The sequence below is a fragment of the Vibrio sp. 1069 genome, assembly GCF_033340555.1.
In genome coordinates this window covers 29,248-52,944 of sequence record NZ_JAWOWP010000016.1, presented here as the reverse complement: position 1 = coordinate 52,944, position 23,697 = coordinate 29,248, and the positions used below count along the sequence as shown (strand labels likewise).

Sequence of the window (23,697 nt, the reverse complement as noted above, 5' to 3'; positions counted from 1 at the left end):
CAAGAATGATTGCACTGTTACGTGTATTTGCTGTCGCTATCTTTGCGATTGTTATGTTTATTGGTGGTTGTGGTTACTGCCTATTAAGCCCTAGAAACCCTAAGCACGTTTTCACTTTTGGCCGTTTGTTTGCCAAGATGTCTCGTGTGTTTGGGATTAAGTTAGAGTTACGTATCCCTGAAGATGCGTATTCACGCGGCCAACATGTTTACATTGCTAACCACCAGAACAACTGGGACATGTTTACTGTTTCTGCGGCTGTGACTCCGAAAGTTGTGACAGTAGGTAAAAAGAGCTTGGCTTGGATGCCACTGTTTGGTCAGCTTTACTGGCTTACGGGTAACATTCTGATTGACCGAGCGAATCGTTCTAAAGCAAAAGGTACTATCGATCAGGTCGTGAGCAGCATGAAAGAAAGTGATGTTTCGGTGTGGATGTTCCCAGAAGGCACGCGTTCTCGTGGGCGTGGTTTGCTGCCATTCAAAACAGGTGCTTTTCATGCGGCAATTGGTGCAGGTGTGCCAATCATTCCTATCGTATGTAGCTCGACGAATAAAATTAAGCTGAACCGTTGGAACAATGGTCATGTGATTGTTGAAATGCTACCTCCAATCAGCACTGAAGGCTATGGTAAAGAGGGCATTCGCGAGTTAGCGAATATCTGTCGTGAACAGATGAAAGAGAAGCTTGAATCGTTAGATGAAGAAGTCAAACAGCGCAACGCTGCTTAAGTTTTACTGCGATATCATCACGAAAAGACAATAAAAAACGGGTAGCCTGAGCTACCCGTTTTTTTATGTTTGTCAGCAAGTGCAATTATTTGCGAACAGCGATTGCTTCAATCTCGATGCCAACATCTTTTGGTAGGCGAGCCACTTCTACACAAGAGCGTGCAGGGTAGTTTGCTACGCCGTGCTCATCAAAGAACTTGCCGTAAACTTCGTTCACTGTGCCAAAGTCATTTAGGTCTTTAACAAAAACCGTTAGCTTTACAATATCAGATACTTTAAGACCTGAAGATTCAACTACAGCCTTTACGTTTTCTAGAGACTGACGAGCTTGTTCTGCGATATCAGCAGACACTTCACCTGTCGCTGGGTTTACTGGGATTTGGCCTGAAGTAAGAACCATGTTACCTAGATCTACGCCTTGAACGTAAGGACCGATTGCTGCTGGTGCAGACTCAGTGTGAAGTACTTTCGTCATTTGATTTTTTCCATCAGTTGTAGGGAATAAAGATTCTCAGTTTGCCTCTAAACCCTCGGTAGGTAAAGAGCAAAATACCCTGACATTGCAGGGTATTTTAAACGTATCACAGCCTAGTCGTGCGGCGTGTTTATCGCTCGGTTACGATCTCGCGTGAGAACACTTTCTCGCAGTATTTACACTTTAGGCGGATTTCTTGTTTCTTCTCGAACACGCTAAAGCTGCTTTCTACTGGTTCATTATGAGAAATACAGTTTGAATTCGGGCATTCAAATACATCATTGATGCGCTCAGGAAGCTCTAACGCGAGCTTTTTCACCACTTCATAATTCTCGATTTGATTCACGGTCGCGTGAGGAGCATACAACGCTAGCTTGCTCGCTTGCTCTTCATTGATAAACACATTTTCGATTTTGAGTAGATCTTTATGACCGAGTGCTGATGATGGCAAGTTCAGTCCAATCGTTACGCGTTGTGATGAATTGTGCATATCGAACAGTCTTAATACTTTGATGCCGATTTGCGCAGGGATGTGGTCGATGACCGTACCATTTTTGATTGCTTCTACCTGCAATTGAGTTTCTTTAGCCATGATTTTTCCCCTCGATTACAGTGTTTCGTTTAGAACAAGCGCCAGCAGTGCTTGGCGAGCATACACGCCATTTTGAGCTTGCTGGAAGAAGTAAGCATGAGGCGTTTTATCAACATCAGTTGTAATTTCATCCACACGTGGTAGTGGGTGCAGCACTTTCAAGTTCTCACGCGCGCCTTCTAGTAGTGCCGCCGTTAGGATGTAAGCCGACTTAATATGTGCGTATTCCGATTCGTCAAAACGTTCTTTCTGTACGCGTGTCATGTACAGAATATCCAGTTCAGGAATCACACTTTCCATGTCTGTGTGTAGGCTATATTGAATGCCAGCTTCATCTAGTTCTTCGCAGATGTAATCTGGCATTGCCAGCGCATCTGGTGCAACAAAGAAGAAGCGGATGTTGTTAAACTTTGCTAAGGCTTGAGTTAGTGAGTGCACTGTGCGGCCATATTTTAGGTCACCTACGAATGCGACGTTCAGGTTGTCTAGACGCCCTTGTGTTTCCGCTATGGTGTATAGGTCGAGTAGCGTTTGAGTTGGGTGTTGGTTTGCACCGTCGCCCGCGTTGATCACTGGCACGCCATTTGAAAATTCAGAGGCCAAGCGAGCGGCGCCTTCTTGTGGATGACGCATCACAAAGGCATCGACGTAAGAAGAGATGACTTGTACTGAATCTGCGAGTGTTTCGCCTTTTTTCGCCAGAGAGGTATTACCATCATTATCAAAGCCAATCACGTCACCACCAATGCGCTGAATCGCTGTTTCAAACGATAAACGTGTACGTGTTGATGGTTCAAAGAAACAACTTGCAACGACTTTGTTTTTAATCAGTTCTGGTCGAGGTGCTTTTTTAAGGCTACCTGCTGTTTCTACGATAAGTTCCAGTTCTTCGCGTGAAAGCTCTGGAATAGAGATGATGTGCTTCTGGTAAAGCGAGTTCGCCATGATCTTCTTCCCTATAACATTGATGACTACATCCAAATAACCGAAAGGAATTTTGGACATAAAAAAACCTCCCCAATGGGGAGGTTTTAAAATTCAATAGAATTAACGAAAATAACACCACGTAAGCGTAGTCGCTTAGCGAGAGCAAATCGCGTTTTTACGTCAGCAATCAGCGTGGTCATTTCTTAATCCTCAGACAAATTGCCGAGCATTATACGCTTAACTTTCGTGAGCGCAAGCGATTACATCATGGTTTTTATCGGCTGTTTTTGCGCACTGGTTTAGCTTCCTAGCGTCGCAACCATCACGGCTTTGATGGTATGCATACGGTTTTCAGCTTCGTCGAATACGATGGAGTATTCCGATTCAAATACCTCTTCTGTTACTTCAAGGCCTTTCATACCGTATTTTTCAGCGACTTCTTTGCCGACGGTGGTTTCATCATTGTGGAAAGCTGGAAGGCAGTGCATGAATTTCACATGTGGATTACCCGTTTGCTCAATCACGTCCATATTGATTTGATAAGGCGTCATTAACGCTACACGCTCATCCCATGCCTCGGCAGACTCACCCATAGACACCCAAACGTCGGTGTATAGGAAGTCACAACCTTTCACACCTTCCTCAACGCTTTCTGTTAACGTGATTTTTGCACCGGTTTGTTGCGCGATAGTTTGACAAGTTGCCACGAGCTCCTCTTCAGGCCAGAACGCTTTTGGCGCGACAAGGCGAATATCCATGCCCATTTTCGCTGCGCCCACCATAAGTGAGTTACCCATATTGTTGCGCGCATCACCTAGGTAAGCGAAGGTTACTTCATGTAGCTGTTTACCACGGCCGTGCTCTTGCATGGTCAGGAAGTCAGCAAGGATCTGGGTCGGGTGGAACTCATCCGTTAAACCATTCCAAACTGGAACACCAGCATAAGTACCAAGCTCTTCAACAATGGATTGGCCAAAGCCTCGGTATTCAATCCCGTCGTACATACGACCAAGAACACGAGCGGTGTCTTTCATCGATTCCTTATGACCGATCTGCGAGCCAGAAGGGCCGATGTAAGAGACTTGAGCACCTTGGTCAAAGGCAGCGACTTCAAACGCACATCGGGTACGAGTCGAAGATTTCTCAAAGATTAGTGCGATGTTTTTACCTTGAAGTTTCTTCTGCTCTGTTCCTGCATATTTAGCTTTTTTCAGCTCTGCAGACAGTTCGAGCAAAAACTGGATTTCTTTGGTTGAGAAGTCCAATAGCTTCAAAAAGTTGCGGTTACGTAAATTGAAAGCCATAGCTCGTCCCTTAGTACATGTGATTAGATTAATAGAATTTATTAAAACATATAAATGCTTTTATTGTGAATAATTATTTTTAATTAAAGCTAAAAAAGGTTGATGTATTCACATCAACCTTAGTTTTGATTCACCTAATGTAAAGGGACGAGTAAGTTATATATCGTCTCGTTCTATTGGACAGCTCATACAGCGAGCGCCACCGCGACCACGACCAAGCTCGTTACCAGGTACTGTCAGTACTTTGATGCCAGCTTTATCGTATTTTTCGTTGGTGTATACGTTGCGTTCGTAACCAATTACTACGCCCGGTTTTACAGTTAGAACGTTATTGGCGTCATTCCATTGTTCGCGTTCCGCTTCATAGCTATCGCCACCAGTGGTGATGATTTTCAGCTGATCTAAGCCAAGAGCGGACTCAATCGCGTGCAGATAGTTATGTGAGGCTTCAACATGCATTTCACCGTTGCCTTTTGGTGTTAAGCGCCATGTGTCGAGATCTTTGCGCATGATCTCTGGGTAGACAGAGAAAGTATCTACATCCATATGGGTCATCACAGTGTCTAAATGCATACATGAGCGGTGTTTAGGCAGATCAATTGCAATCACCTCGGTAGCTTGGCCTGCTTTAAATAGGCTCGCTGCAAGGTTCTCTACACCTTGCGCAGTCGTACGCTCAGACATACCGATAAGAACTGCACCTTTACCAATAACCAACACATCACCGCCTTCGACATTCGCGTTATCATAATGCAGATCATCGTCACCGAAGTATTTGATAAAATCTTGGCCAGCAAAAATTGGGTGCCAACGATAAATCGCACGTAGGTGGTTTGTTTCACGTTGACGTGCAGGCATCATCATCGGGTTAAGAGAAACGCCGCCATAAACCCAACACGAGGTATCACGAGTGAATAGGTGATTAGGCAGTGGCTCAATAACAAAGTCGAGAGGACGCTTCATTTTTGGCAGCATAGAAGATGAGGAGATCGGTAGCTCTGAGTAAGCTAAGCCACCTAAAAAGATGCAGGCAAGATGTTCATCATCCATTTCTGAAAAGTATTGGCGTAGGTCTCGCGCAAATGTTGGCCCGTAGCGAAAGTCAGAAATCTGAGTGTTCAGCAGCCATTGTTTTGCTTCTGGAACGGCGAGGGTTTCGACCAGTAAATCGTGGAGGAGAAGCACTTCAACGTCTTGCTCGCGCAGCGTACGTGCGAATGCATCGTGCTCTTCACCTGCCGCTTCTACAGCAAGAACGTCATCAAATAGCAACTCATGACAGTTTGACGGAGTTAAGTGGGTTAGGGCGCGTTCAGGGCGATTTAATAGAACTCGTCGAAGTTGACCAACTTCTGATCCAACGTACAGCTTGCTCATTTTGTATCCTTACAAATTTTCCAGCCATTAGTTATGACAAGCTTCCTAGAAAGATGCAAGTTATCAAGCTTTGTTTATATTCTGGTGTTTATGAATTTGAGAGTTTTTTATTTTTATTTTTATTTTTATTAAATTTATTATTAGATGTAAATGCTATTTTACTAAAATTAGAGTGCGTGCGTTTTTATTCTAATTTTCCCGTTGAGAAAGAATACATGCACAGTGCATAAAATGTGCATTTTTATTCTAAATTATGCATTATTGAAGTGAATTTATTCGTTATGCTTCTTCGTTTTACACGTGAGTGTATTCAAGAAAGCATCATAAACACGCATAGAAAGAGAAAATAACCACATTAAGTGTCAATTAGGATGTTCTGAATATTAAAAAATGCCATTCTTTGTTAATTTTTTGTTTCTTTGTGTGGTCGGTTTAATATTTAGATTCAAATAACCGATAAGAATCGCAGTGGTATGATGTTTGTTTGTGGCTTTTCATCGCAATCCATGCCATATTTCACCGGATCAGCATACTCAGTATCGGGTATTGTGTTTCCATCAAGTAACTAATCTGGAGCCAAAACATGTCTCACGAAGATGAATATCTATCAGTAGAAGAATTAATTGAGATTCAAAAGGAAGAGACTCGCGATATCATTGCAGCATTGCTAGAAGATGGCAGCGATCCAGATTCGCTATACGAAATTGAGCACCACCTGTTTGCAGAAGATTTTGACACGCTAGAAAAAGCGGTAGTTGAAGCATTCAAGATGGGCTTTGAAGTTCTTGAAGCAGAAGAAACTGAAGATGAAGATGGTAACAAGTTGCTTTGCTGTGATGCGACTATGGAGTCCGCACTTGACGCAGAAGCGATTGATGCGCAAGTTGAAAAATTGATTCACTTGGCAGAAAAATACGACATCATCTATGACGGTTGGGGTACGTACTACGAAGGCGAAGATGCGCTTTACCCTGAAGAAGATGAAGACGACGAGTAATCAAAGCTCACTACTTTTGGAAAAACCAGCGTTTAACGCTGGTTTTTTTATACCTTGAAAAACTGACGAATGTGGAGGCGATAAATAATTCACATTGAGTTTATAGGGGATTTCTCCCTATAATGCGTGAAAATTGATCTAGCTCAAGGTGTATATGCAACTCTCACTCGCCGGTTTATGGCAAGTCTCTCCACTGACGGACCTTTCTATCCCACAGGATGACATTACTTTCCCTGCTCCTTTGAGTCAGGTATTGCCAGCTGAAATGACAGAAGAAGCAATTCGTCAGCAAGAGTGGCACCTGATGCATGACATTGAAGTGGACGAATCCATGATGGCATTCCCAGCGGTAGAAATGGTGTTGGGTGGTGTGGATTACCATGCAGAAGTGCGTTTGAACGGAGTAGCATTGTTCGACTGTGACGGTTCTCAAAATGTCTACAAGAAAGACATTCGTCCGTTCATGCAAATGGGGCGTAACCGCTTTGAAATCTTGTTCTTAGAGGAAGAAGAGGATCTTCTGTTTGATGAAGATAAACCTGAGCTGTGCTCTCTGTCCGATCATGAATATAAAAAAAGTGATGAGCGCTTAGGGGTATGGCAAGAACCGTATCTGCAGTTCATTCGCAATGTGCGTTTAGACCGCGTGGCTACCGAACAGATTTGGCACCACGGTGGTGGTTGTGAGTTTAAAGTAGACTTGTACTATCAAACTTTTTCGCCGGGCCTGGTCTCTGCATCGGTTAAGTTTAATGGTATGACTTACCATATTCCTATTGATGTCCGAGCGGAGCATGCGAGCGCTTTATTCCAGATCGAAGCGCCAAAGTATGCCGATCTTACTGATCCTGATCCAAGTGATCTCTACCAGTTGTCTGTTGAGTTGGATGGGCAGCACCAAAACTTCACTGTTGCCTTGAGCCAGGAGCTTTGTGTTACCCATGTTGTGCTTTAACTCTTAGTAATGCTCTTTATTACAGTGTTTTAAGCATTACGACTTCACATGCATCATGCCCTGTTTGTCCAAGCGGGGCATCGAGATGCTCAAAGCCTAGCTTTTCATACAAGCTTACCGCTTCTCTCAGACATTCAGTTGTCTCTAAATAGCACTGCTGATACCCAAATTGTTTCGCCAATTGTAAGCTCAATGCGACGATGCGTTTGGCTAAACCGTGCCCTCGTGTTTGAGGTAAGAAGTACATCTTTTGTAGTTCACACACATTTGGCTCGCCAGCTAAAGGGGCAAAGCCACCGCCACCAACGATCTCTCCGCGATGTTCAATGACCCAATAGGCGGCCCTGTTTTGATTGTACACCGAATACATATCATCAAGCGTTGGATCGGCCACACCATAACCTTTGTCTGCGGTTAAGCCGTATTCTGCAGAGACTTTACGAATCACATCTGCGACTTGCGGGTTGTCAGCTTTAGTAAGAGGTCGAAGAACGTATTCCTCAGCCTGACACACTTTTGTTAGCCCTTTTAGGTAAGTCTCTAGACCAAGTTTGAGTTGCTCTTGCTCGCTGTCATCGAGTTGGGTAAGCAGTTGTTCAAAGAAGTGGTTTTGCTGTTGGTCCAGTTGTGATAACGCCTGTTGGCCTTGCTCTGTAATCGCGACGAGTTGACTACGTTTGTCTTTTGGGTTTTCGATGCTCTCGACCAAACCTAATTTAATCAAACCAGTAACGGTTCGGCTCGCGTTGGACTTGTCGACATTAAGCTGCTGTGCCAGCTGATTGATGGTCAATGGCTGCAATTGGATTTCACCCAATGCGTGCGCTTGCACTGGAGTGAGAGCGACATCGCCGCATTGTTTATCAAGCATACCAAGCAATCGGACTGCTTGACGGGAGTAGTGTCGAAGTTGACGAGCGTTCATTATCACTTACCTCTAAAAATAAAGTTGCGCACCGCAACTAAAATAATTGCGGTGCGCAACCTTGTCAATGGTAAATGTCATTTTTCTCGTTAGGAGACGTAGTGAGCCTCCATGTTTAAGCGTGGTGATGTAAACAAAACTGCGGTGCTGGAGCTTTTTCTGATGATTTACGCATCCATACTTTCTCGTGGAAGTAGTAAGCCACCGTGTTCAAACTCGGCTCTAGCATCGCCATTACGCCGCCGACAAATGCATCACCTGTTAGTAAGTAAACCACGGTAAAAGCGACGCTGAAGTGCACGGTCGCAAAGCTTGCGGTTTTTAATTTGGTCATCCACTGACGAGCTTTAAGTGCTGGGACTTTTGCCCATGCCTTTTCATGAAAGTAGAAGGCTACGGTGTTCACTGAAGGCTCAATCATGGCAATTAAACTACCAATTAGAATGTCGCCTGTGAGTACGTAAGCGACACTAAATGCGATAGTAAAATGCAGTGCTGCGAAAGTTAGTGTCTTTTTCATGATAATTACTCAATCGTGTTTGTTTCGATGAGTCCATTATCGATAATAATTCTCATTAATGCTAATGGATGATGAGTATTGTTGCGATAGGGGAAAGCTATTGATGATGGTTTTTGGTGAAAGAGATACAAAAAAGGTTGACCATGATGGCCAACCTTTGGATTCAAAGTGAGAAGTGTGAGTTCTTCTCTTTCACTGAGGCTTAAAGTGCAGCGATCGTTGTCTTCTGCTCTTCTAGCTTAGCTAGTGTCTCTTTGTAGCCTTCAAGCTTCTCACGCTCTTTAGCAACAACAGCTTCAGGTGCTTTCGCTACAAAGCCTTCGTTGCCCAGTTTGCCTTCGATACGCTTGATTTCGCCGTGCGTCTTCTTGATTTCGCCATCTAGACGAGCAAGCTCAGCATCTTTGTCGATCAGACCTGCCATTGGGATCATTAGCTCAGACTTAGCAACCAATGCTGTTGCACACGCTGGCGTTTCTTCGTCAGCAGCAAGTACGCGTACAGATTCTAGTTTCGCTAGAGACATTAGTACTTGTTTGTTTGCTTCTAGACGCGCAGCGTCTTCTGCGTTTGCTGCTTTCAGCATAACGTCAAGCGGCTTACCTGGGTTGATGTCGTATTCAGCACGTAGGTTACGGATGCTGGTAATAAACGCTTTCACCCATTCAATGTCGTCTAGCGCTTCTTGGTTGAAGTTTGCTTCGTCGAATTGAGGCAGTGCTTGAAGCATGATTGTCTCGCCTTCAACACCTTCAACTAGTGGCTTGATGCTTTGCCAGATAGTTTCAGTGATGTAAGGAATCACTGGGTGAGCTAGACGAAGAGTCTTCTCAAGAACCGTGATTAGCGTACGGCGAGTACCACGCTGTTGCGCTTCAGTACCTTTCCATAGAACGGGTTTAGTTAGCTCTAGGTACCAGTCACAGAATTGGTTCCAGATGAATTCGTAAAGCGTGTTAGACGCCATATCTAGACGGAAGTTGTCGATATGGTTGTTGAACGCTTTCGCTGCAAGTTCAAACTGAGACTCGATCCACTTGTCTGCTAGTGAGTATTCAATCTCACCACCGTTGAAGCCACAATCTTGCTCTTCTGTGTTCATCATTACGTAACGGCTTGCGTTCCATAGTTTGTTACAGAAGTTACGGTAACCCTCAAGACGCTTCATATCCCAGTTGATATCACGACCTGTTGATGCCATTGCTGCAAGAGTGAAACGCAGTGCGTCTGTACCGTATGCTTCGATACCGTTTTCAAACGTCTTACGAGTGTTCTTCTCGATCTTCTTCGCTAGTTGAGGCTGCATCATGTTGCCACAACGCTTCTCTACGAGAGACTCTAGGTCGATACCATCAATCATGTCGATTGGGTCAAGTACGTTACCTTTCGACTTGGACATCTTGTCACCGTTTTCGTCACGGATTAGACCAGTAACGTAAACCGTCTTAAATGGTACTTGTGGTTTGCCGTTTTCGTCTTTCACGAAGTGCATGGTCATCATGATCATGCGCGCAACCCAGAAGAAGATGATGTCGAAACCAGTTACTAGAACGTCTGAAGGGTGGAATACTTTCAGATCGTCAGTTTGCTCTGGCCAACCTTGAGTACCGAACGTCCATAGTGCAGAAGAGAACCACGTATCCAGTACGTCTTCGTCTTGGTGAAGTTCAATGACTGACTCTAGGTTGTTGTTCTTACGAACTTCTTCTTCAGTGCGACCTACGTAAACATTACCTTGGTTGTCGTACCAAGCTGGGATGCGGTGACCCCACCATAGCTGACGAGAGATACACCAGTCTTGAACGTCACGCATCCAAGAGAAGTACATGTTTTCGTATTGCTTAGGAACGAATTGGATGTCGCCGTTTTCTACTGCTTCAACTGCGGTTTTCGCTAGAGGCGCAGTACGTACGTACCATTGGTCAGTTAGCATTGGTTCGATAACCACGCCACCACGGTCGCCGTAAGGAACTTGTAGATCGTGATCTTTCACTTCTTCAAGTAGGCCTAGCTCGTCGAATTCAGCAACGATAGCTTTACGAGCGGCAAAACGCTCCATACCGTGGTATTTAGCTGGTAGCTCAGTGCTGTAAGCGTCGCTTGCTTCGCCGTTAGTGTTGAATACTTCTGCTGAGTCGCGGATGTTCGCGTCGAAAGTCAGAATGTTGATCATTGGTAGCTGGTGGCGCTTACCTACTTCGTAGTCGTTGAAGTCGTGCGCAGGTGTGATTTTCACACAGCCAGTACCTTTTTCCATATCTGCGTGCTCATCGCCCACGATTGGGATGCGACGATCAACGATAGGAAGGATGATTTCTTTACCGATAAGATCTTTGTAACGTGGATCTTCTGGGTTAACTGCAACACCTGTATCGCCTAGCACGGTCTCTGGACGAGTCGTTGCAACAACGATGTAGTCTTTGCCATCCGCTGTTTTTGCGCCATCTGCTAGTGGGTAGCGGAAGTGCCACATGTTGCCTTTAGTGTCTTTGTTCTCTACTTCTAGATCTGAAATCGCTGTGTGTAGCTTTGGATCCCAGTTAACTAGACGCTTACCGCGGTAGATTAGATCGTCTTCGTATAGACGTACGAACACTTCTTGAACGGCGTTAGATAGACCATCGTCCATCGTGAAGCGTTCACGATCCCAGTCTACAGATGCGCCAAGACGACGAAGCTGCTTAGTGATAGTGCCGCCAGATTCGCCTTTCCATTCCCAGATTTTGTCGATGAAAGCTTCACGACCGTAATCGTGTTTTGTTTTGCCTTCTTCTGCAGCGATCTTACGCTCAACAACCATCTGAGTTGCGATACCAGCGTGGTCAGTACCTACTTGCCAAAGGGTGTTTTTACCCTTCATACGTTCACAACGGATAAGCGTATCCATGATCGTATCTTGGAACGCGTGGCCCATGTGTAGGCTACCAGTGACGTTCGGTGGCGGGATCATGATGCTGTATGATTCTTTAGTAGTGTCACCGTGTGGCTTAAAGTAGCCTTTCTCTTCCCAAGTCTGATACAGAGCTTGTTCGATTGAAGTTGGGTTGTATGTCTTTTCCATAGCGCTCTTTTAATGGATACGTTGATGGTTGAATCTTAGTCAATCTTTATAAGTGAGGGATCTTAACAAGATCGCCTTAACTATAAGGATTGACCGTTAAGGATATTGAATTTCGATCGTTTGCAGCTGGTAACCTGCTTGACGGTAAATTTTATATCTTTCTCTTGCGAGTTGTTTAGCTTTTTCTTCGCAGGGCACGAAGTCTACCACTTGAGCAAACTTGTTCGCAAAGGTTGTCTCATTTTCCGCCAAATTAATTACCAGCTGACGGTTCCAATTAGGTTTTACACCTTCATGGCCGATTTCAATGTTGGTGGCGTATTTCGGTCCCTCGCCTACGAGGTTATGTGCCATGAACTTGTCTGCATCAACTTGCCAAAAGGCTTCAGCGAGCTGCTCGGCGTGTGGTTTGTCTTGGCAGTTTAAATACACTTTAGCGCCTTGGCGAGCAAAGTGCTGAGCCAAAAACACGATGTATTCTTCAAAGCCAGCCACCGTTGCTTGCGGGCTCTCTTCGTTAATGATGTAGAAGGTTGCAGTTTGCATCATTCTCTCACTTGCCTTGGGTCTCTTCCTAAGACCATCTTAAGTCCCACTTTCATTTTAGAAAATTAGGATAATAAAAAAGGGCCTTGCGGCCCTTTTAGATGTTGTTCAGAAATTACTCTTCTGTCTCTTGGCCGCTGCGGTTCAAAAGGAATTGGACAAGCATTGAGACAGGACGGCCCGTTGAGCCTTTCGCTGCGCCTGATTTCCACGCGGTACCTGCGATATCGACGTGTGCCCAGTTGTACTTCTTCGCGAACTTAGATAAGAAGCAACCCGCAGTAATTGTGCCACCAGGGCGACCACCAATGTTTGCCATATCCGCAAACGGGCTTTTCAACTGTTCGTGGTACTCGTCTGCCATTGGTAGACGCCATGCACGGTCACTCGCTTGCTCAGAAGCGTTTACTAGCTCATGAGAAAGAGGGTTGTGGTTAGAGATTACGCCGCTGATATGGTGGCCTAGTGCGATAACACAAGCACCAGTTAGCGTTGCAACGTCAACCACGCAGTCTGGTTCGAAACGCTCTACGTAAGTCAGTGCGTCACAAAGAACAAGACGGCCTTCAGCATCCGTGTTCAGAACTTCTACAGTTTGACCAGACATGGTCGTTAGGATGTCACCTGGACGGTAAGCGTTGCTGCCAGGCATGTTTTCACAACCTGCTAGAACACCAATAACGTTGATTGGTAGGTTTAGCTTCGCCAGCGCTTTCATTGTACCGAATACCGATGCCGCACCACACATGTCGTACTTCATCTCATCCATACCTTCGCCCGGCTTTAGAGAGATACCGCCTGAGTCGAAGGTTAGACCTTTACCTACGAGCACAATCGGTTTTGCATCTGAGTCAGGGTTACCTTTGTACTCGATGATAGACATCATAGATTCGTTTTTAGAACCACGGCCTACTGCTAGGTAAGAGGTCATACCCAGTTTTTCCATCTCTTGCTCACCAATGATTTTGGTGGTTACGGTTTCGTAATCGTCCGCTAGACGACGAGCTTGAGAAGCAAGGTAAGCTGGATTAGCTACGTTTGGCGGCATGTTGCCAAGGTCTTTTGAGGCTTTGACACCTGATGCAATAGCAAGACCATGAGTGATTGCTTTTTCACCCAAGTTCAATTCACGACGCGTTGGTACGTTGAAAACAAGCTTGCGCAGTGGGCGGCGAGTCTCAGGCTTCACGCTCTTGAATTGATTAAATGTGTATAGACCATCTTTAGTCGCTTCTACAGCCTGGCGCACTTTCCAGTATGTATCACGACCCTTAACATGCAGTTCAGTTAGGAAACATACCGCTTCCATTGAGCCTGTCTCGTTAAGTGTGCTGATCGTCTTTTGAATGATTTCCTTGTACTGGCGCTCGCCAAGTTCACGCTCTTTGCCGCAACCGACAAGTAAAACGCGCTCTGACAAAACACCTGGTACTTGATGCAGTAGCAGCATCTGACCAGGTTTACCCTCTAGATCACCACGGCGAAGTAGTGAACTGATGTAACCGTCACTGATTTTATCAAGTTGTTCGGCTACTGGAGAAAGGCGACGTGGTTCAAACACACCAACAACGATACATGCGCTACGTTGTTTCTCTGGACTGCCACTTTTTACACTGAACTCCATGCGTACTCCTACATCCTGAAGACAAATTGCTCTAAATGTTAGATAATGATCGCTTACTTGTTGAATTTTAGCTCCAGGCTTACATGCAGAGCTGATTAAGCGACTAACATCTAGTTTATAATTTTTAAAAAAATAAATGGTTCAACGGGAAACTATAGTGATTCGACCAAAAAAACAAGTTTTGTATAGGTAATTTCAGCGTGATTATTGTTAGATATTTGATCCGCGAAACACTCAAGAGCCAATTTGCGATTTTTTTCGTGCTTTTTTTGGTGTTTGTAAGCCAGAAATTCATAAGTGTTCTTGCTGATGCTTCTGATGGGGATATTCCTGCTGGATTGATTTTCTCGATTGTTGGTTTGAACATGCCAGCAATGGGTCTGTTAATGCTGCCTTTAAGTCTGTATATCGGCATATTGATCACATTTGGTCGTCTGTATGCAGAGAGCGAAATTGTCGTAATGAACGCGACAGGTATTGGTAATAAATTCTTGGTTCAAGCGGCCTTATACCTAGCGTTGATTACTTCAGCGGTGGCGGCTTTCAATGCGTTGTGGCTATCGCCGTGGTCTCAAGACCGCGTTGAGCAGCTTTATGAGCAGGTAGCGTCAGAAAACAGCGTTGACCTACTTAAAAAAGGTCAGTTCCAAGGTACACCAGACGGTTCATCGGTTGTGTTCATCGATGACATTAAAGATAATACCTTGAGCAACGTTTTTGTTGCGCAGATGCGCCCTCGAGATTCAGTGTTACCGAGTGTGATGTTCTCATCTTCTGGTGAAGTAAAAGAGCTTTCGGACGGTCGTCAGATCATCACTATGAAAGAAGGTACGCGTTATGAAGGTGTGCCTACTCGCGTTGAATATATGATCACGAAATTCGATGAATACGAAGGTGTTATCGGCCAACGTGAGGTCAAAAAGAAAGGGCGAGACTGGGAAGCATACCCAACGGTTGACTTGATAGGTCACCCAGATCCAGAGGCGCAAGCGGAGCTACAATGGCGAATTTCGTTATTTGTGTGTATTCCACTCTTAACAATGCTCGTTATTCCTTTGTCTTCGGTGAATCCGCGTCAGGGACGGTTTGCCAAAATGGGGCCTGCGATTCTGATCTATCTAGCGTATTTCTTGGCGATCAGTGCAACCAAATCTTCATTAGAAGATGGTGACATCCCGGCTGCTATTGGTATGTGGCCAATCAATGCGATGTTGCTGATTGTTGCTATCATGGCGAATATGATGGACAGCGTTGCTGCTAGACGAATAAAAGACAAATTCCGCAAGAAGAGGCTCGCGTAAGCTGTGTTCAAAATCTTAGACCTTTACATCGGTAGAACCATCATCTCTACCACTGCCTTGGTTTTAGCGACGTTTGTTGGCTTATCGGGCATCATCAAATATGTAGAACAGCTACGTAAAGTAGGGCGAGGTGTGTACGACCTCACTCATGCGTTGTACTTTGTGTTACTCAGTGTGCCGCGTGATATCGAAATGTTCTTTCCAATGGCGGCATTACTCGGTGCCCTGATCGGCTTAGGTATGTTGGCTTCAAGCTCTGAGCTGGTGGTGATGCAAGCTGCTGGTTTCTCTAAGCTGGATATCGGGTTATCGGTACTAAAAACGGCCGTCCCGCTCATGATTGTCGTTATGGCGTTAGGTCAATGGGGCGCTCCTGAGGCCCAGAAGATGGCCCGTGACTTACGTGCGTTTGCGATATCAGGTGGTAGCATTGTGTCTGTGCGCTCAGGTGTGTGGGCTCGTGACGCAAACGACTTTATCTTTATAGGTAAAGTCGAAGACGACAAGCTTTATGCTTTAAATATGTGGCGTTTTGATGATGATAAGAATCTACAAAAAGTTATTTTCGCCGAAGAAGTCGACTACCAACAAGATAACAACTGGCTGATGCGCTACGTACAAATTACGGACATGGAAAATGAAAACGTAATTTCAAAGCAAGACATCGAACAGATGGAGTGGCACACCTCTTTGGCACCAGATAAGCTAGCTGTGGTGACCGTGAAGCCAGAAGAACTGTCACTGAGCGGTTTGTATGATTATGTGACTTACCTAAAAGCATCGGAACAAGATGCATCTCGCTATGAGTTGGCGTTTTGGCGTAAGTTGACTCAGCCGCTTTCAATTGCTGTGATGATGTTAATGGCGCTATCTTTTGTTTTCGGTCCACTCAGAAGCGTGACCATGGGGGCAAGGGTATTGTCGGGCGTGGTTGCCGGGTTTACTTTTTACATATCCAGTGAGTTCTTTGGCCCATTAAGCTTGGTGTATGGCATATCCCCAGTGTTTGGTGCTTTGGCCCCGAGTTTGGTGTTCTTAGCTATTGCGATTGCACTGCTACGAAGAAAGCTATAACTGAAGCATCATCGAATAAACCAAGTTTTACCGAACCAAATGTAAAAGGAAGGCATTACGCCTTCCTTTTTTGTGTTCCTAGACAAGTTAGTTTGCCTTCGGTAATACAACAACCTCTGTTTTGGCCCAAATGTCGTGGAAACCACGTTTCTTCGGATCAATCGGTACAGTCAGATTTGCCAAGCCAAAGCCAGATGTCGAAATACGAATTAGAGCTTGAGTTACCGTAATTGGTGCACCGTCTTTGGCATTGCGAACTCGAAGCTTCCAAGCGCGCATCCCAAGAGTTTGTCCTGCTCGCGTCCAGAAGAACACAAAGAAATATATCCACACACCCGCAAGATAAAGTGTAAATAGAGGGCTCAATACAGGGTGCTTTCCGAGCATATCTGCGGCATCAGCGTACTCGCCATAGCTCAACAATCCTGCTGCATTTAGTGCAAACACAACGGCCATAACAATACCAGCGGCCATCATTTCAATTGCGATAATAATCAATGTGTCGTAAATCAACGCTGCAAGTCGACGAAAGAGACCAGCAGGTGGAAGAGTTGTAGACGTTGTCATTATTCCATCACTTACCTTAAAAATTGTGCGTCAGAATATAGATTCCCTCACTAAGAGAAAAGAGACCTAACGCACAGAGTCTTTAATTGTGTATAAACGAAGAGACTTTTCTGCCCTACGTTATCAGCACATGTCATGATACACGAGGCCGTGCAGCAATATGTTTCAACTGAATTCGACTCTCTTAACCATTGGCTTTTTGGTCTGTGACCAGATTAGATAGCTGAGAGAGTTGGTGTTTCTCATCTTCGGTATAATGTTGGCTTAATGAAAGCTCTAAAGCTTTTTCTGACAGCTTGATTGCTGGTGACAAAAATAACTTAGGGTGCATACTAGAGAGAGCTAGCAAGGCCTTTTGTAGGCGAATCTGTATTTGGAGTTGCGCTGCACCATCGTGTGCTATCGGCAAAAAGACATCATCAAACAAATCCTGGTAGCTCAATGCGGGCACAAATAGTCTAGGATATCGAGTTTTGGCTGGCGGCTCACTGAGTAGGTCTCCCCATAATGAAAGTGCTCGTACAGAACGCCCAAGAACGTCAATCGCGGTGCCATTATCATTTACAGCCGGAGATAGTGCTCGTGAGGCGATTTCCGCCATAACGACTAAACCAAAGCGAGGGTCCTGATCATATGAACGCTCCGTTCGAATCGTGAAGGCTGCCGTTACTTCGCTTTCGTCTGGCAATTCTCCACAAACCCAAGCCAATGGTTGACCTACGTACACAAAACTTCCCGGTTGTCGCTCAAGATAGATGGTGCATTGGTTTGCTTCAGCAATACTATCGAGATGATGCATATCAACATGCTGTAAGTAGCCAATTTCTTGGCTCAAAATAGGTTTACTTCCTCTGGGTTTATGTTCTGGGTGGCTCCACGGGTGAGCACCTAGCCAACGCTCTTTGCCCCGTTTTCTAATAGCATCTAACAAGGCTTGCTCCACGTATGAAGTGGTTTCACTGACCCTTCCTAGTACGGAAAGGTGCTGAATCCAACGTAGCAGAGTGAGTATGATCATCACGATTACGGCGATAGTCACGATGAATAGATAAATTTGTGCTTGTTGATGATAGGCCCCAATACCTAGCGCGATAATTCCTACCAAACTAAATAGAAAAGAGCCAAGAAAGGTTGCTAAGGCATTTTGTGTTGTGCTGTCTTCCATCAACAGTTTTGTCGCTCGCGGCGTTACCCCTGCACTAGCGGCACTGTACGCTGAGACCATAATATTGAGAGAGAATGTAGTCACTGCAAGCATGGAGGTTGCGAGGATATTTAATATGTTGTTCAACAAATCCTTGCTGACGTTGATGGCAGGGGGCAGAGTAATGAACTGGTTTAAAACAATCGACATTAAGGCGGTAGCAACAGCTAGTAATGCGTAGAGTGACGTCCGGACCCACAGTTTTCGTGTCATCTGTTTCAGTAACCACTGCCATTTTGACCCAGTCATTCTTTGCTCCTATTCAGTTCTCACTAGAAAGTCGATAGAAAATTCAGAAAGTTATTCTTGCTTAAGCATAGGTTAAATGCCCGTCGTTCTGCTTGATATTTCATGCATCACGAAAGTAAGAAAGCTGCTTGCTTCAAAGAATGGTGCTCTTGAGGTGTGAATTACCACGATTCTGTTACCTTAATTGATAGATGAATTAAAAGTATGTGATTGAAAAGAGGTAGCGCATGATTGTAATTACAGGTGCAAGTAGCGGCTTAGGGGCGGAACTAGCAAAGCGTTATGATGCGGAAGGCAAAGAGACGTATGTAATAGGAAGAAATACAGAAAAACTATCCGCACTAGCAAAACAACTCTCTCATAACGTTGCTTATCAAGCTTGCAACCTCTCATCGCACCAAAATGTGAAACAGCTCTTTGATGGGGTGAAACAGTCCCCTGAAATGGTCATTCATAGTGCGGGAAGTGGTTATTTTGGCTTACTGGAAGAGCAGGAGCCGGAAGAGATTCAAAAGTTGATTGATAACAACCTGAATTCTGCGATTCATGTGTTAAGAGAGTTAGTAAAGCGTTACAAAGATCATCCAATAAAAGTGGTCATGATCATGTCCACAGCCGCGCAACAACCTAAAGCGCAAGAGTCTACGTATTGTGCAGTGAAATGGGCCATCAAAGGATTAATTGAGTCGGTTCGTTTGGAGCTAAAAGGAAAACCTATGAAAATTATCGCGGTTTATCCTGGTGGAATGGATACGGAATTCTGGAAAACAAGCGGCAATAAGATGGACACGAGTCACTTCATGCAAGCAGAAGATACCGCAGAGATGCTCCATAATGCGTTGTCGAGCATTGGGAATGGTTATGTTTCTGATATTACAGTGAATAGAACTTAAAAAGAGTTTCGTATACTCATTTTCATCTGGAAGAGTAGTAGAAAATGGAGCGTACGTTTCTTATGAGTACAGCTTTGTCACACTTTGTGGCGAAATTATCAGCAAACGATAGTTATTTAAGGTATTTCTGCTTGCGCAGGTCAAAAGCTTACGTATAATGCCAACCATCAAAGGGCAATAGCCCAAAGATGCCGGTGTGGTGAAATTGGTATACACGACGGATTCAAAATCCGTTGCCTTCGGGCGTGGCGGTTCAAGTCCGCCCACCGGTACCATACATAAAAAGGTCGCTTTTATAGCGGCCTTTCGTCGTTTTAGGTGGTTGAAAATGTTCGACTTTTCAGGTGCTTATCTCAGTTTTCCTTTCTTGTTATCAACGCTTTTCTCGCTCCAATAGACTCCCTTTATCCACCTTAAAATTTCTCCCATGGTCCATATATGGTTCATCGCTTGACGATTCTGTGCGCAAGGGAATCCTAGTAAATCCAACAAATGCAAAAAGCAGCCGTCGCACAAGCCAGTATTACCAAGGGCTTCGAGCGAGAAGAACCATGGTACGACCATGGTGACTTTACGGTGCTATGAGGTTATTCTCCAGTGACTCGATTTCTACAGTCACCACAATAGCTATCGTTGTTTCGTTCCTCTTTTTTAAGGATACGGTCTCCACAGCGCTCACAGTTTCTATTGCTGTAAAACTCTTGCTTATTCATCTCATCTCTTTTGCTTTGCATTTCACTTGTCCTTCTTTTGTAAGTTCAAGAACATGATTGCACATAGATGGGGTAGAAGACCTAATACATTTTTAATGTATTTGCCCCTCCCCCCTCCCGACACATGATAAACAGATTTAAATTTCAGAATCTGTTTATGGTAGTAGTGATACGTCGCTACCGCCTGAGATTATCCAGATTGATACTGGTGACAGGTTCTTTGATGAAATCCTACCCCCGATGGTTTACATCAAGAGAAATTAAATCGTAGCAATATATCCATTGCTAATTACAGATTGTGAAATTTACCACCTAGCCCGTTGATACATGACGCCAACTAGAACTGACTGGACTAATGATCAGCGAGAATGTGTCTTTTATGTTAGCTGAGTGATCGTTACACATCTCCTCATTAGTGTTTATGGATATAACAGCTACCCATCTAATGGAGCTTTATGCTAAACTTGTGTCATATCTAGGAGGCTGTATGAAAAAGAAACTGGTTATACTATGTTTAGTGGGGTTAGCTGGGTGTGCTTCATATAATAGCGGGTATGACGCCTTAGGCGCTGCGTTAGGTATGGATATTAAATCGAACGAAGAGCTTTATGCACAGGAATGTTATAGATCAGGCTACGCAGGTAGTAATCATGGTAATTATGGTTATTTAAACGATGATGAGTACTTCAAATCAGTTACTAATGACTCAACCAATGATAGATTCTTAGATAAATATAAAAAGTATAAAGATACTGGTAAATTACCAATTTCTCATTACTCTAAACTAATTCCAGAAGAAGAGTGTCGTGCTGCTCAGGTTAGAGGTTTAGAAGATCGATATGAATCACTAGAAGCATATGTCTTAGAGAAAGAAATTCGAAATGAAAAGGTTAGGCAGGAAGCGACGGCTGAACAGAGATTAGTTACAAAACAAAAGAAAAAAGAAAGACAACTTTATGCTGATACGGATGCAAGTAAAATATCTACAGCATCAACGCTGCTTGCTGATATGACTTCATGTATCGTGATTTTTGATAACTTAGGGCAAAAAAATAAAGCAAGTGCAATGTTTAAAACAGTTCAACTAACACATGATCGTGCTGTGGCTAAATATGGACGTGAGGTTGAAATACTGTTTGAACAAAAAATAAAAGACTCGAATCCAAATATTTCTCGTTGTGAGAGTTTATTTTATCTAACGAATTGACGATATGGATAAGTGTGCGGGTAGGAATTATTTACAGGATCTTCTGTATATCTTTCGGTTTTTGTTTTCTCCCGTACCAAACGCTCATTCAAACACATATTAACTAATGGAATATCTAGTTAATGGAGGTTTGAATGAGCAAATCACAACGACTCACTACCACTTTCCTCAACAACCTTAAACCCAACCCTAGAACCGCAAAATCCGCTGATTACGAAGTCAATTTATCCGCTATGAAAGACTCTGGTTTACCTACTGGCGTACGTTGCTTAGTGGGTAAATCTGGCGGGAAACGCTTCTTGCTTAGGTATATTAGCCCTCAGGTTCCGGGTAAAAAATCTGCGATTGGTCTTGGCCGTCACCCTGAGACAGATCTTGTAACCTTGAGAAAGATCGCTAAGGAATACCGCCAGAAGATCCTTGAAGGCATTGATCCCAAGCTTGAGCGTGACAATCAGGCTACCGAGAAGGAGATGACTCTGGAACGGTTCTTTGATGAAGTGTACCTGCCACTGGCTAAACAGAAACGCAGTTGGAAGGATGATGTCGCTCGGTTTCGTTTAGCAAAGTCGATACATCATATCTCGATTCACGACCTAACTGCCGCCGATATCATCAAAGTCCAAATGGAGATGCAAAACGCCGTTACGATTAAGGGGAAACCATATGCTCCTGCTTCGATTAATCGCGTTCTGGCTCTATTGAAAACTATTAACCGTCAGGCATACAAGTTGATGGACGCGCCGTTGGTTGCTGATAAGGTCAGCTTGTTGAAAGAAGACAACGTCCGTACTGGTTACTTTACCGAAGTACAGCTGAAAGAGTTCATCGGTCATGCCCTCAATCATGAAGATAAAAGTATTGGGGCATATCTAATTATTCTGTTTTTGACTGGGTTACGCGATAAGGAACTACGACTTCGCTTGCGAAGTGACATCTCATGGGAGGAAAAAACTCTCACTATTCCGCATACGAAAAACGGTAGTAGTCACGTTATTTATCTAAGTGATTACATGCTTGATATTTTGAGGTCGGTGCCTCATGTGGCGAATAATCCGTATCTCTTTCCTGGACGCAAAAAGGGTAAACCAGTAGGGCAACCTAGGCATGCTTTCAAGGCTATCAAAGCCAAGATGGGACTGCCCGACATACCCGGAGATAAAGCGAATCTAACCCTACATTCGGCACGCCATACGGTTGGGAGTTTGTTAGCTAGTCAAGGAGTCTCGTTACACGACATAGCCAAGCAGTTAAATCACGCTGACCTTTCATCAACAAGGCGCTACTCAAAATTGACTGTAGGGCGTCGGAGGGAGATTGGCTCTCGTTTATCGGATATGGTGACTGCGAAGCCAGAGATACGCTGGGAATGAAGAAGTTAGGTTTAACCAGTTAATTTAGAAATACATTAGAAAAGCCCCTGTTTAGCGATGAGCTAAACAGGGGCTTTTTCATTATTAGAAGGAAATTCACGATGAAAACAGTAAACAAGTTTGAAGACATTCAATCACTGCCAATGCCTGATGGTGTGAAAGCAAAACTACTCGAACACCTGATTGAGCCATTCGGTGATGAAGAAAATACGAAAGCATTCTGGGATGAAGTCGGTACGACCTTGTACTTGATTGAGGAGTCCGATACCGACGAAGCCTTGAGTGAACAATCTGAGGAAGATCTGCACTTCCTTCGCTTTGTTACTAATTACCCAGAATGGGTGCTGTTGTTAAACGACGATGACTGTCCTTGGTTATTGGCGGTCGCCATAGTGACCATGGAAGGATCAGGTGTGTACTGCTGCGCTCCAATGAACAGTCCAACGTTCCCTGTCCCCAAGTTAGCTGATCAAGCTGAATCTTAATACCCAATTAAACCTAAACAATTCCAACTTAAAGGAGGTGCCCAATGGCACGTAAATCAAACCAACAACAAGAAACAGTTCAACCTGAAATTGTAGAGGGTAATGAACAAGTCACAGTCACTAACGATCAACCAGTAGACCATTTCACTAATATCGTGTGCGAGGGTAAAGCGAAGAAGTTAAGTCCGAAAACGGAGAACCATGTGTTCTATGAAATCGCCTTACATGACGAGGAAAACGAACTCTATATCCGTATGACTGGAAATCAGGGCTCTGGACTGCATAGTAAAGAGATGATCCCGCTTAAAGATATCACCGCTGTTCTAGACGTGCAGGGCGATAAGCCGTTCAAGAGTTCTGTGTTGAAGTGTGTCTTTTCCGGACAGTCAGCGAACAACGCGGGTTTTATGGCTGCTTGTTGCAGGGGGCTTGGTCTTATCATCCAGTCGGAGAAATCGGTGTTTCTTCACGTTCTCGCGAAAGACTACGTAATGCGTCGAGACGAAATCCTGTCTCTAGTGGGTGACGAGACTAAGCCTGAATAACCCCCAAAACCACATTACCCATTACCATCCAAGCCAACTCTGGCTTTGATAC

General features: G+C 44.4%; 23 protein-coding genes and 1 tRNA gene. 11 read left to right on the top strand and 13 right to left on the bottom strand.

The features are described 5' to 3' along the window. Positions 1-5 precede the first annotated feature (5 nt). Complete coding sequence (locus R7040_RS19805) at positions 6-731, top strand: 1-acylglycerol-3-phosphate O-acyltransferase (protein WP_005381088.1); 726 nt, start codon at positions 6-8, stop codon at positions 729-731. Between the two features lie 85 nt (positions 732-816). Here the strand turns inward: R7040_RS19805 and R7040_RS19800 are convergent, their stop codons facing one another. The 6 genes from R7040_RS19800 to arcA all read right to left on the bottom strand — a co-directional run bounded on the left by R7040_RS19800 (position 817) and on the right by arcA (position 5,406). Beyond that, positions 817-1,206, bottom strand: a complete 390-nt coding sequence (locus R7040_RS19800) for a RidA family protein (RefSeq protein WP_005381087.1) — start codon at positions 1,204-1,206, stop codon at positions 817-819. 130 nt (positions 1,207-1,336) lie between these two features. Further along, positions 1,337-1,798, bottom strand: coding sequence for an aspartate carbamoyltransferase regulatory subunit (gene pyrI / locus R7040_RS19795; RefSeq protein ID WP_005381086.1), 462 nt, complete (start codon positions 1,796-1,798; stop codon positions 1,337-1,339). Between the two features lie 15 nt (positions 1,799-1,813). Next, the gene (pyrB, locus tag R7040_RS19790) at positions 1,814-2,743 is read right to left on the bottom strand and encodes an aspartate carbamoyltransferase (protein WP_005381085.1); all 930 of its coding nucleotides are present in this window, start codon (positions 2,741-2,743) and stop codon (positions 1,814-1,816) included. Between the two features lie 86 nt (positions 2,744-2,829). Further along, the gene (locus tag R7040_RS19785; RefSeq protein ID WP_005381084.1) at positions 2,830-2,925 is read right to left on the bottom strand and encodes a hypothetical protein; all 96 of its coding nucleotides are present in this window, start codon (positions 2,923-2,925) and stop codon (positions 2,830-2,832) included. A 99-nt stretch (positions 2,926-3,024) separates the two neighbouring features. Next, positions 3,025-4,029, bottom strand: coding sequence for an ornithine carbamoyltransferase (locus R7040_RS19780; RefSeq protein WP_136976376.1), 1,005 nt, complete (start codon positions 4,027-4,029; stop codon positions 3,025-3,027). Positions 4,030-4,185: 156 nt separating this feature from the next. After that, positions 4,186-5,406 carry an arginine deiminase gene (gene arcA, locus R7040_RS19775; protein ID WP_005381082.1) on the bottom strand — a complete coding sequence of 407 codons (1,221 nt, stop codon included), beginning with the start codon at positions 5,404-5,406 and terminating at the stop codon, positions 4,186-4,188. 583 nt (positions 5,407-5,989) lie between these two features. Here arcA and rraB point away from each other — a divergent pair. Next, a complete protein-coding gene (gene rraB, locus R7040_RS19770) occupies positions 5,990-6,403 on the top strand; it encodes a ribonuclease E inhibitor RraB (protein WP_005381081.1) in 414 nt (137 codons plus the stop codon). Positions 6,404-6,557: 154 nt separating this feature from the next. Next, the gene (locus R7040_RS19765; protein ID WP_005381080.1) at positions 6,558-7,358 is read left to right on the top strand and encodes a glycosyl hydrolase 2 galactose-binding domain-containing protein; all 801 of its coding nucleotides are present in this window, start codon (positions 6,558-6,560) and stop codon (positions 7,356-7,358) included. Between the two features lie 19 nt (positions 7,359-7,377). Here R7040_RS19765 and R7040_RS19760 read toward each other — a convergent pair whose 3' ends face one another. The 5 genes from R7040_RS19760 to pepA form a co-directional block, all read right to left on the bottom strand. Continuing rightward, a complete protein-coding gene (locus R7040_RS19760) occupies positions 7,378-8,283 on the bottom strand; it encodes a bifunctional helix-turn-helix transcriptional regulator/GNAT family N-acetyltransferase (RefSeq protein ID WP_186584636.1) in 906 nt (301 codons plus the stop codon). Positions 8,284-8,398: 115 nt separating this feature from the next. After that, on the bottom strand, positions 8,399-8,803 hold the full coding sequence (locus R7040_RS19755; RefSeq protein ID WP_005381078.1) for a DUF2061 domain-containing protein: 405 nt from the start codon (positions 8,801-8,803) through the stop codon (positions 8,399-8,401). A gap of 202 nt (positions 8,804-9,005) precedes the next feature. Further along, on the bottom strand, positions 9,006-11,864 hold the full coding sequence (locus tag R7040_RS19750) for a valine--tRNA ligase (protein ID WP_186584637.1): 2,859 nt from the start codon (positions 11,862-11,864) through the stop codon (positions 9,006-9,008). A 96-nt stretch (positions 11,865-11,960) separates the two neighbouring features. After that, a complete protein-coding gene (locus tag R7040_RS19745) occupies positions 11,961-12,410 on the bottom strand; it encodes a DNA polymerase III subunit chi (protein WP_031777270.1) in 450 nt (149 codons plus the stop codon). 115 nt (positions 12,411-12,525) lie between these two features. Continuing rightward, positions 12,526-14,034, bottom strand: a complete 1,509-nt coding sequence (gene pepA / locus R7040_RS19740; RefSeq protein ID WP_005381073.1) for a leucyl aminopeptidase — start codon at positions 14,032-14,034, stop codon at positions 12,526-12,528. A gap of 200 nt (positions 14,035-14,234) precedes the next feature. Between pepA and lptF the strand changes: the two genes are divergently transcribed. Together lptF and lptG are read left to right on the top strand one after the other, a co-directional pair. Continuing rightward, positions 14,235-15,335, top strand: a complete 1,101-nt coding sequence (lptF, locus tag R7040_RS19735; protein WP_318096935.1) for an LPS export ABC transporter permease LptF — start codon at positions 14,235-14,237, stop codon at positions 15,333-15,335. A 3-nt stretch (positions 15,336-15,338) separates the two neighbouring features. Then, positions 15,339-16,409 carry an LPS export ABC transporter permease LptG gene (lptG, locus tag R7040_RS19730; protein WP_005381071.1) on the top strand — a complete coding sequence of 357 codons (1,071 nt, stop codon included), beginning with the start codon at positions 15,339-15,341 and terminating at the stop codon, positions 16,407-16,409. Between the two features lie 87 nt (positions 16,410-16,496). Here lptG and R7040_RS19725 read toward each other — a convergent pair whose 3' ends face one another. Continuing rightward, positions 16,497-16,976: an RDD family protein gene (locus R7040_RS19725; protein ID WP_005381070.1), complete on the bottom strand. Its 480-nt coding sequence runs from the start codon at positions 16,974-16,976 to the stop codon at positions 16,497-16,499. A 184-nt stretch (positions 16,977-17,160) separates the two neighbouring features. Continuing rightward, the gene (locus tag R7040_RS19720) at positions 17,161-18,429 is read right to left on the bottom strand and encodes a DUF2254 domain-containing protein (protein WP_053303445.1); all 1,269 of its coding nucleotides are present in this window, start codon (positions 18,427-18,429) and stop codon (positions 17,161-17,163) included. A 227-nt stretch (positions 18,430-18,656) separates the two neighbouring features. Here R7040_RS19720 and R7040_RS19715 point away from each other — a divergent pair, with 227 nt between their 5' ends. The 6 genes from R7040_RS19715 (at position 18,657) to R7040_RS19690 (ending at position 23,645) form a co-directional block, all read left to right on the top strand. Continuing rightward, a complete protein-coding gene (locus R7040_RS19715; RefSeq protein WP_136976379.1) occupies positions 18,657-19,322 on the top strand; it encodes an SDR family NAD(P)-dependent oxidoreductase in 666 nt (221 codons plus the stop codon). A gap of 190 nt (positions 19,323-19,512) precedes the next feature. Beyond that, a tRNA-Leu gene (locus R7040_RS19710) sits at positions 19,513-19,597 on the top strand. 925 nt (positions 19,598-20,522) lie between these two features. Beyond that, complete coding sequence (locus R7040_RS19705) at positions 20,523-21,242, top strand: hypothetical protein (protein WP_025628448.1); 720 nt, start codon at positions 20,523-20,525, stop codon at positions 21,240-21,242. A 134-nt stretch (positions 21,243-21,376) separates the two neighbouring features. Next, positions 21,377-22,615: an integrase family protein gene (locus R7040_RS19700; protein ID WP_213913921.1), complete on the top strand. Its 1,239-nt coding sequence runs from the start codon at positions 21,377-21,379 to the stop codon at positions 22,613-22,615. 101 nt (positions 22,616-22,716) lie between these two features. Next, a complete protein-coding gene (locus R7040_RS19695) occupies positions 22,717-23,100 on the top strand; it encodes a hypothetical protein (protein ID WP_262647455.1) in 384 nt (127 codons plus the stop codon). A 44-nt stretch (positions 23,101-23,144) separates the two neighbouring features. Next, on the top strand, positions 23,145-23,645 hold the full coding sequence (locus R7040_RS19690) for a hypothetical protein (protein ID WP_262647456.1): 501 nt from the start codon (positions 23,145-23,147) through the stop codon (positions 23,643-23,645). Positions 23,646-23,697 lie beyond the last annotated feature (52 nt).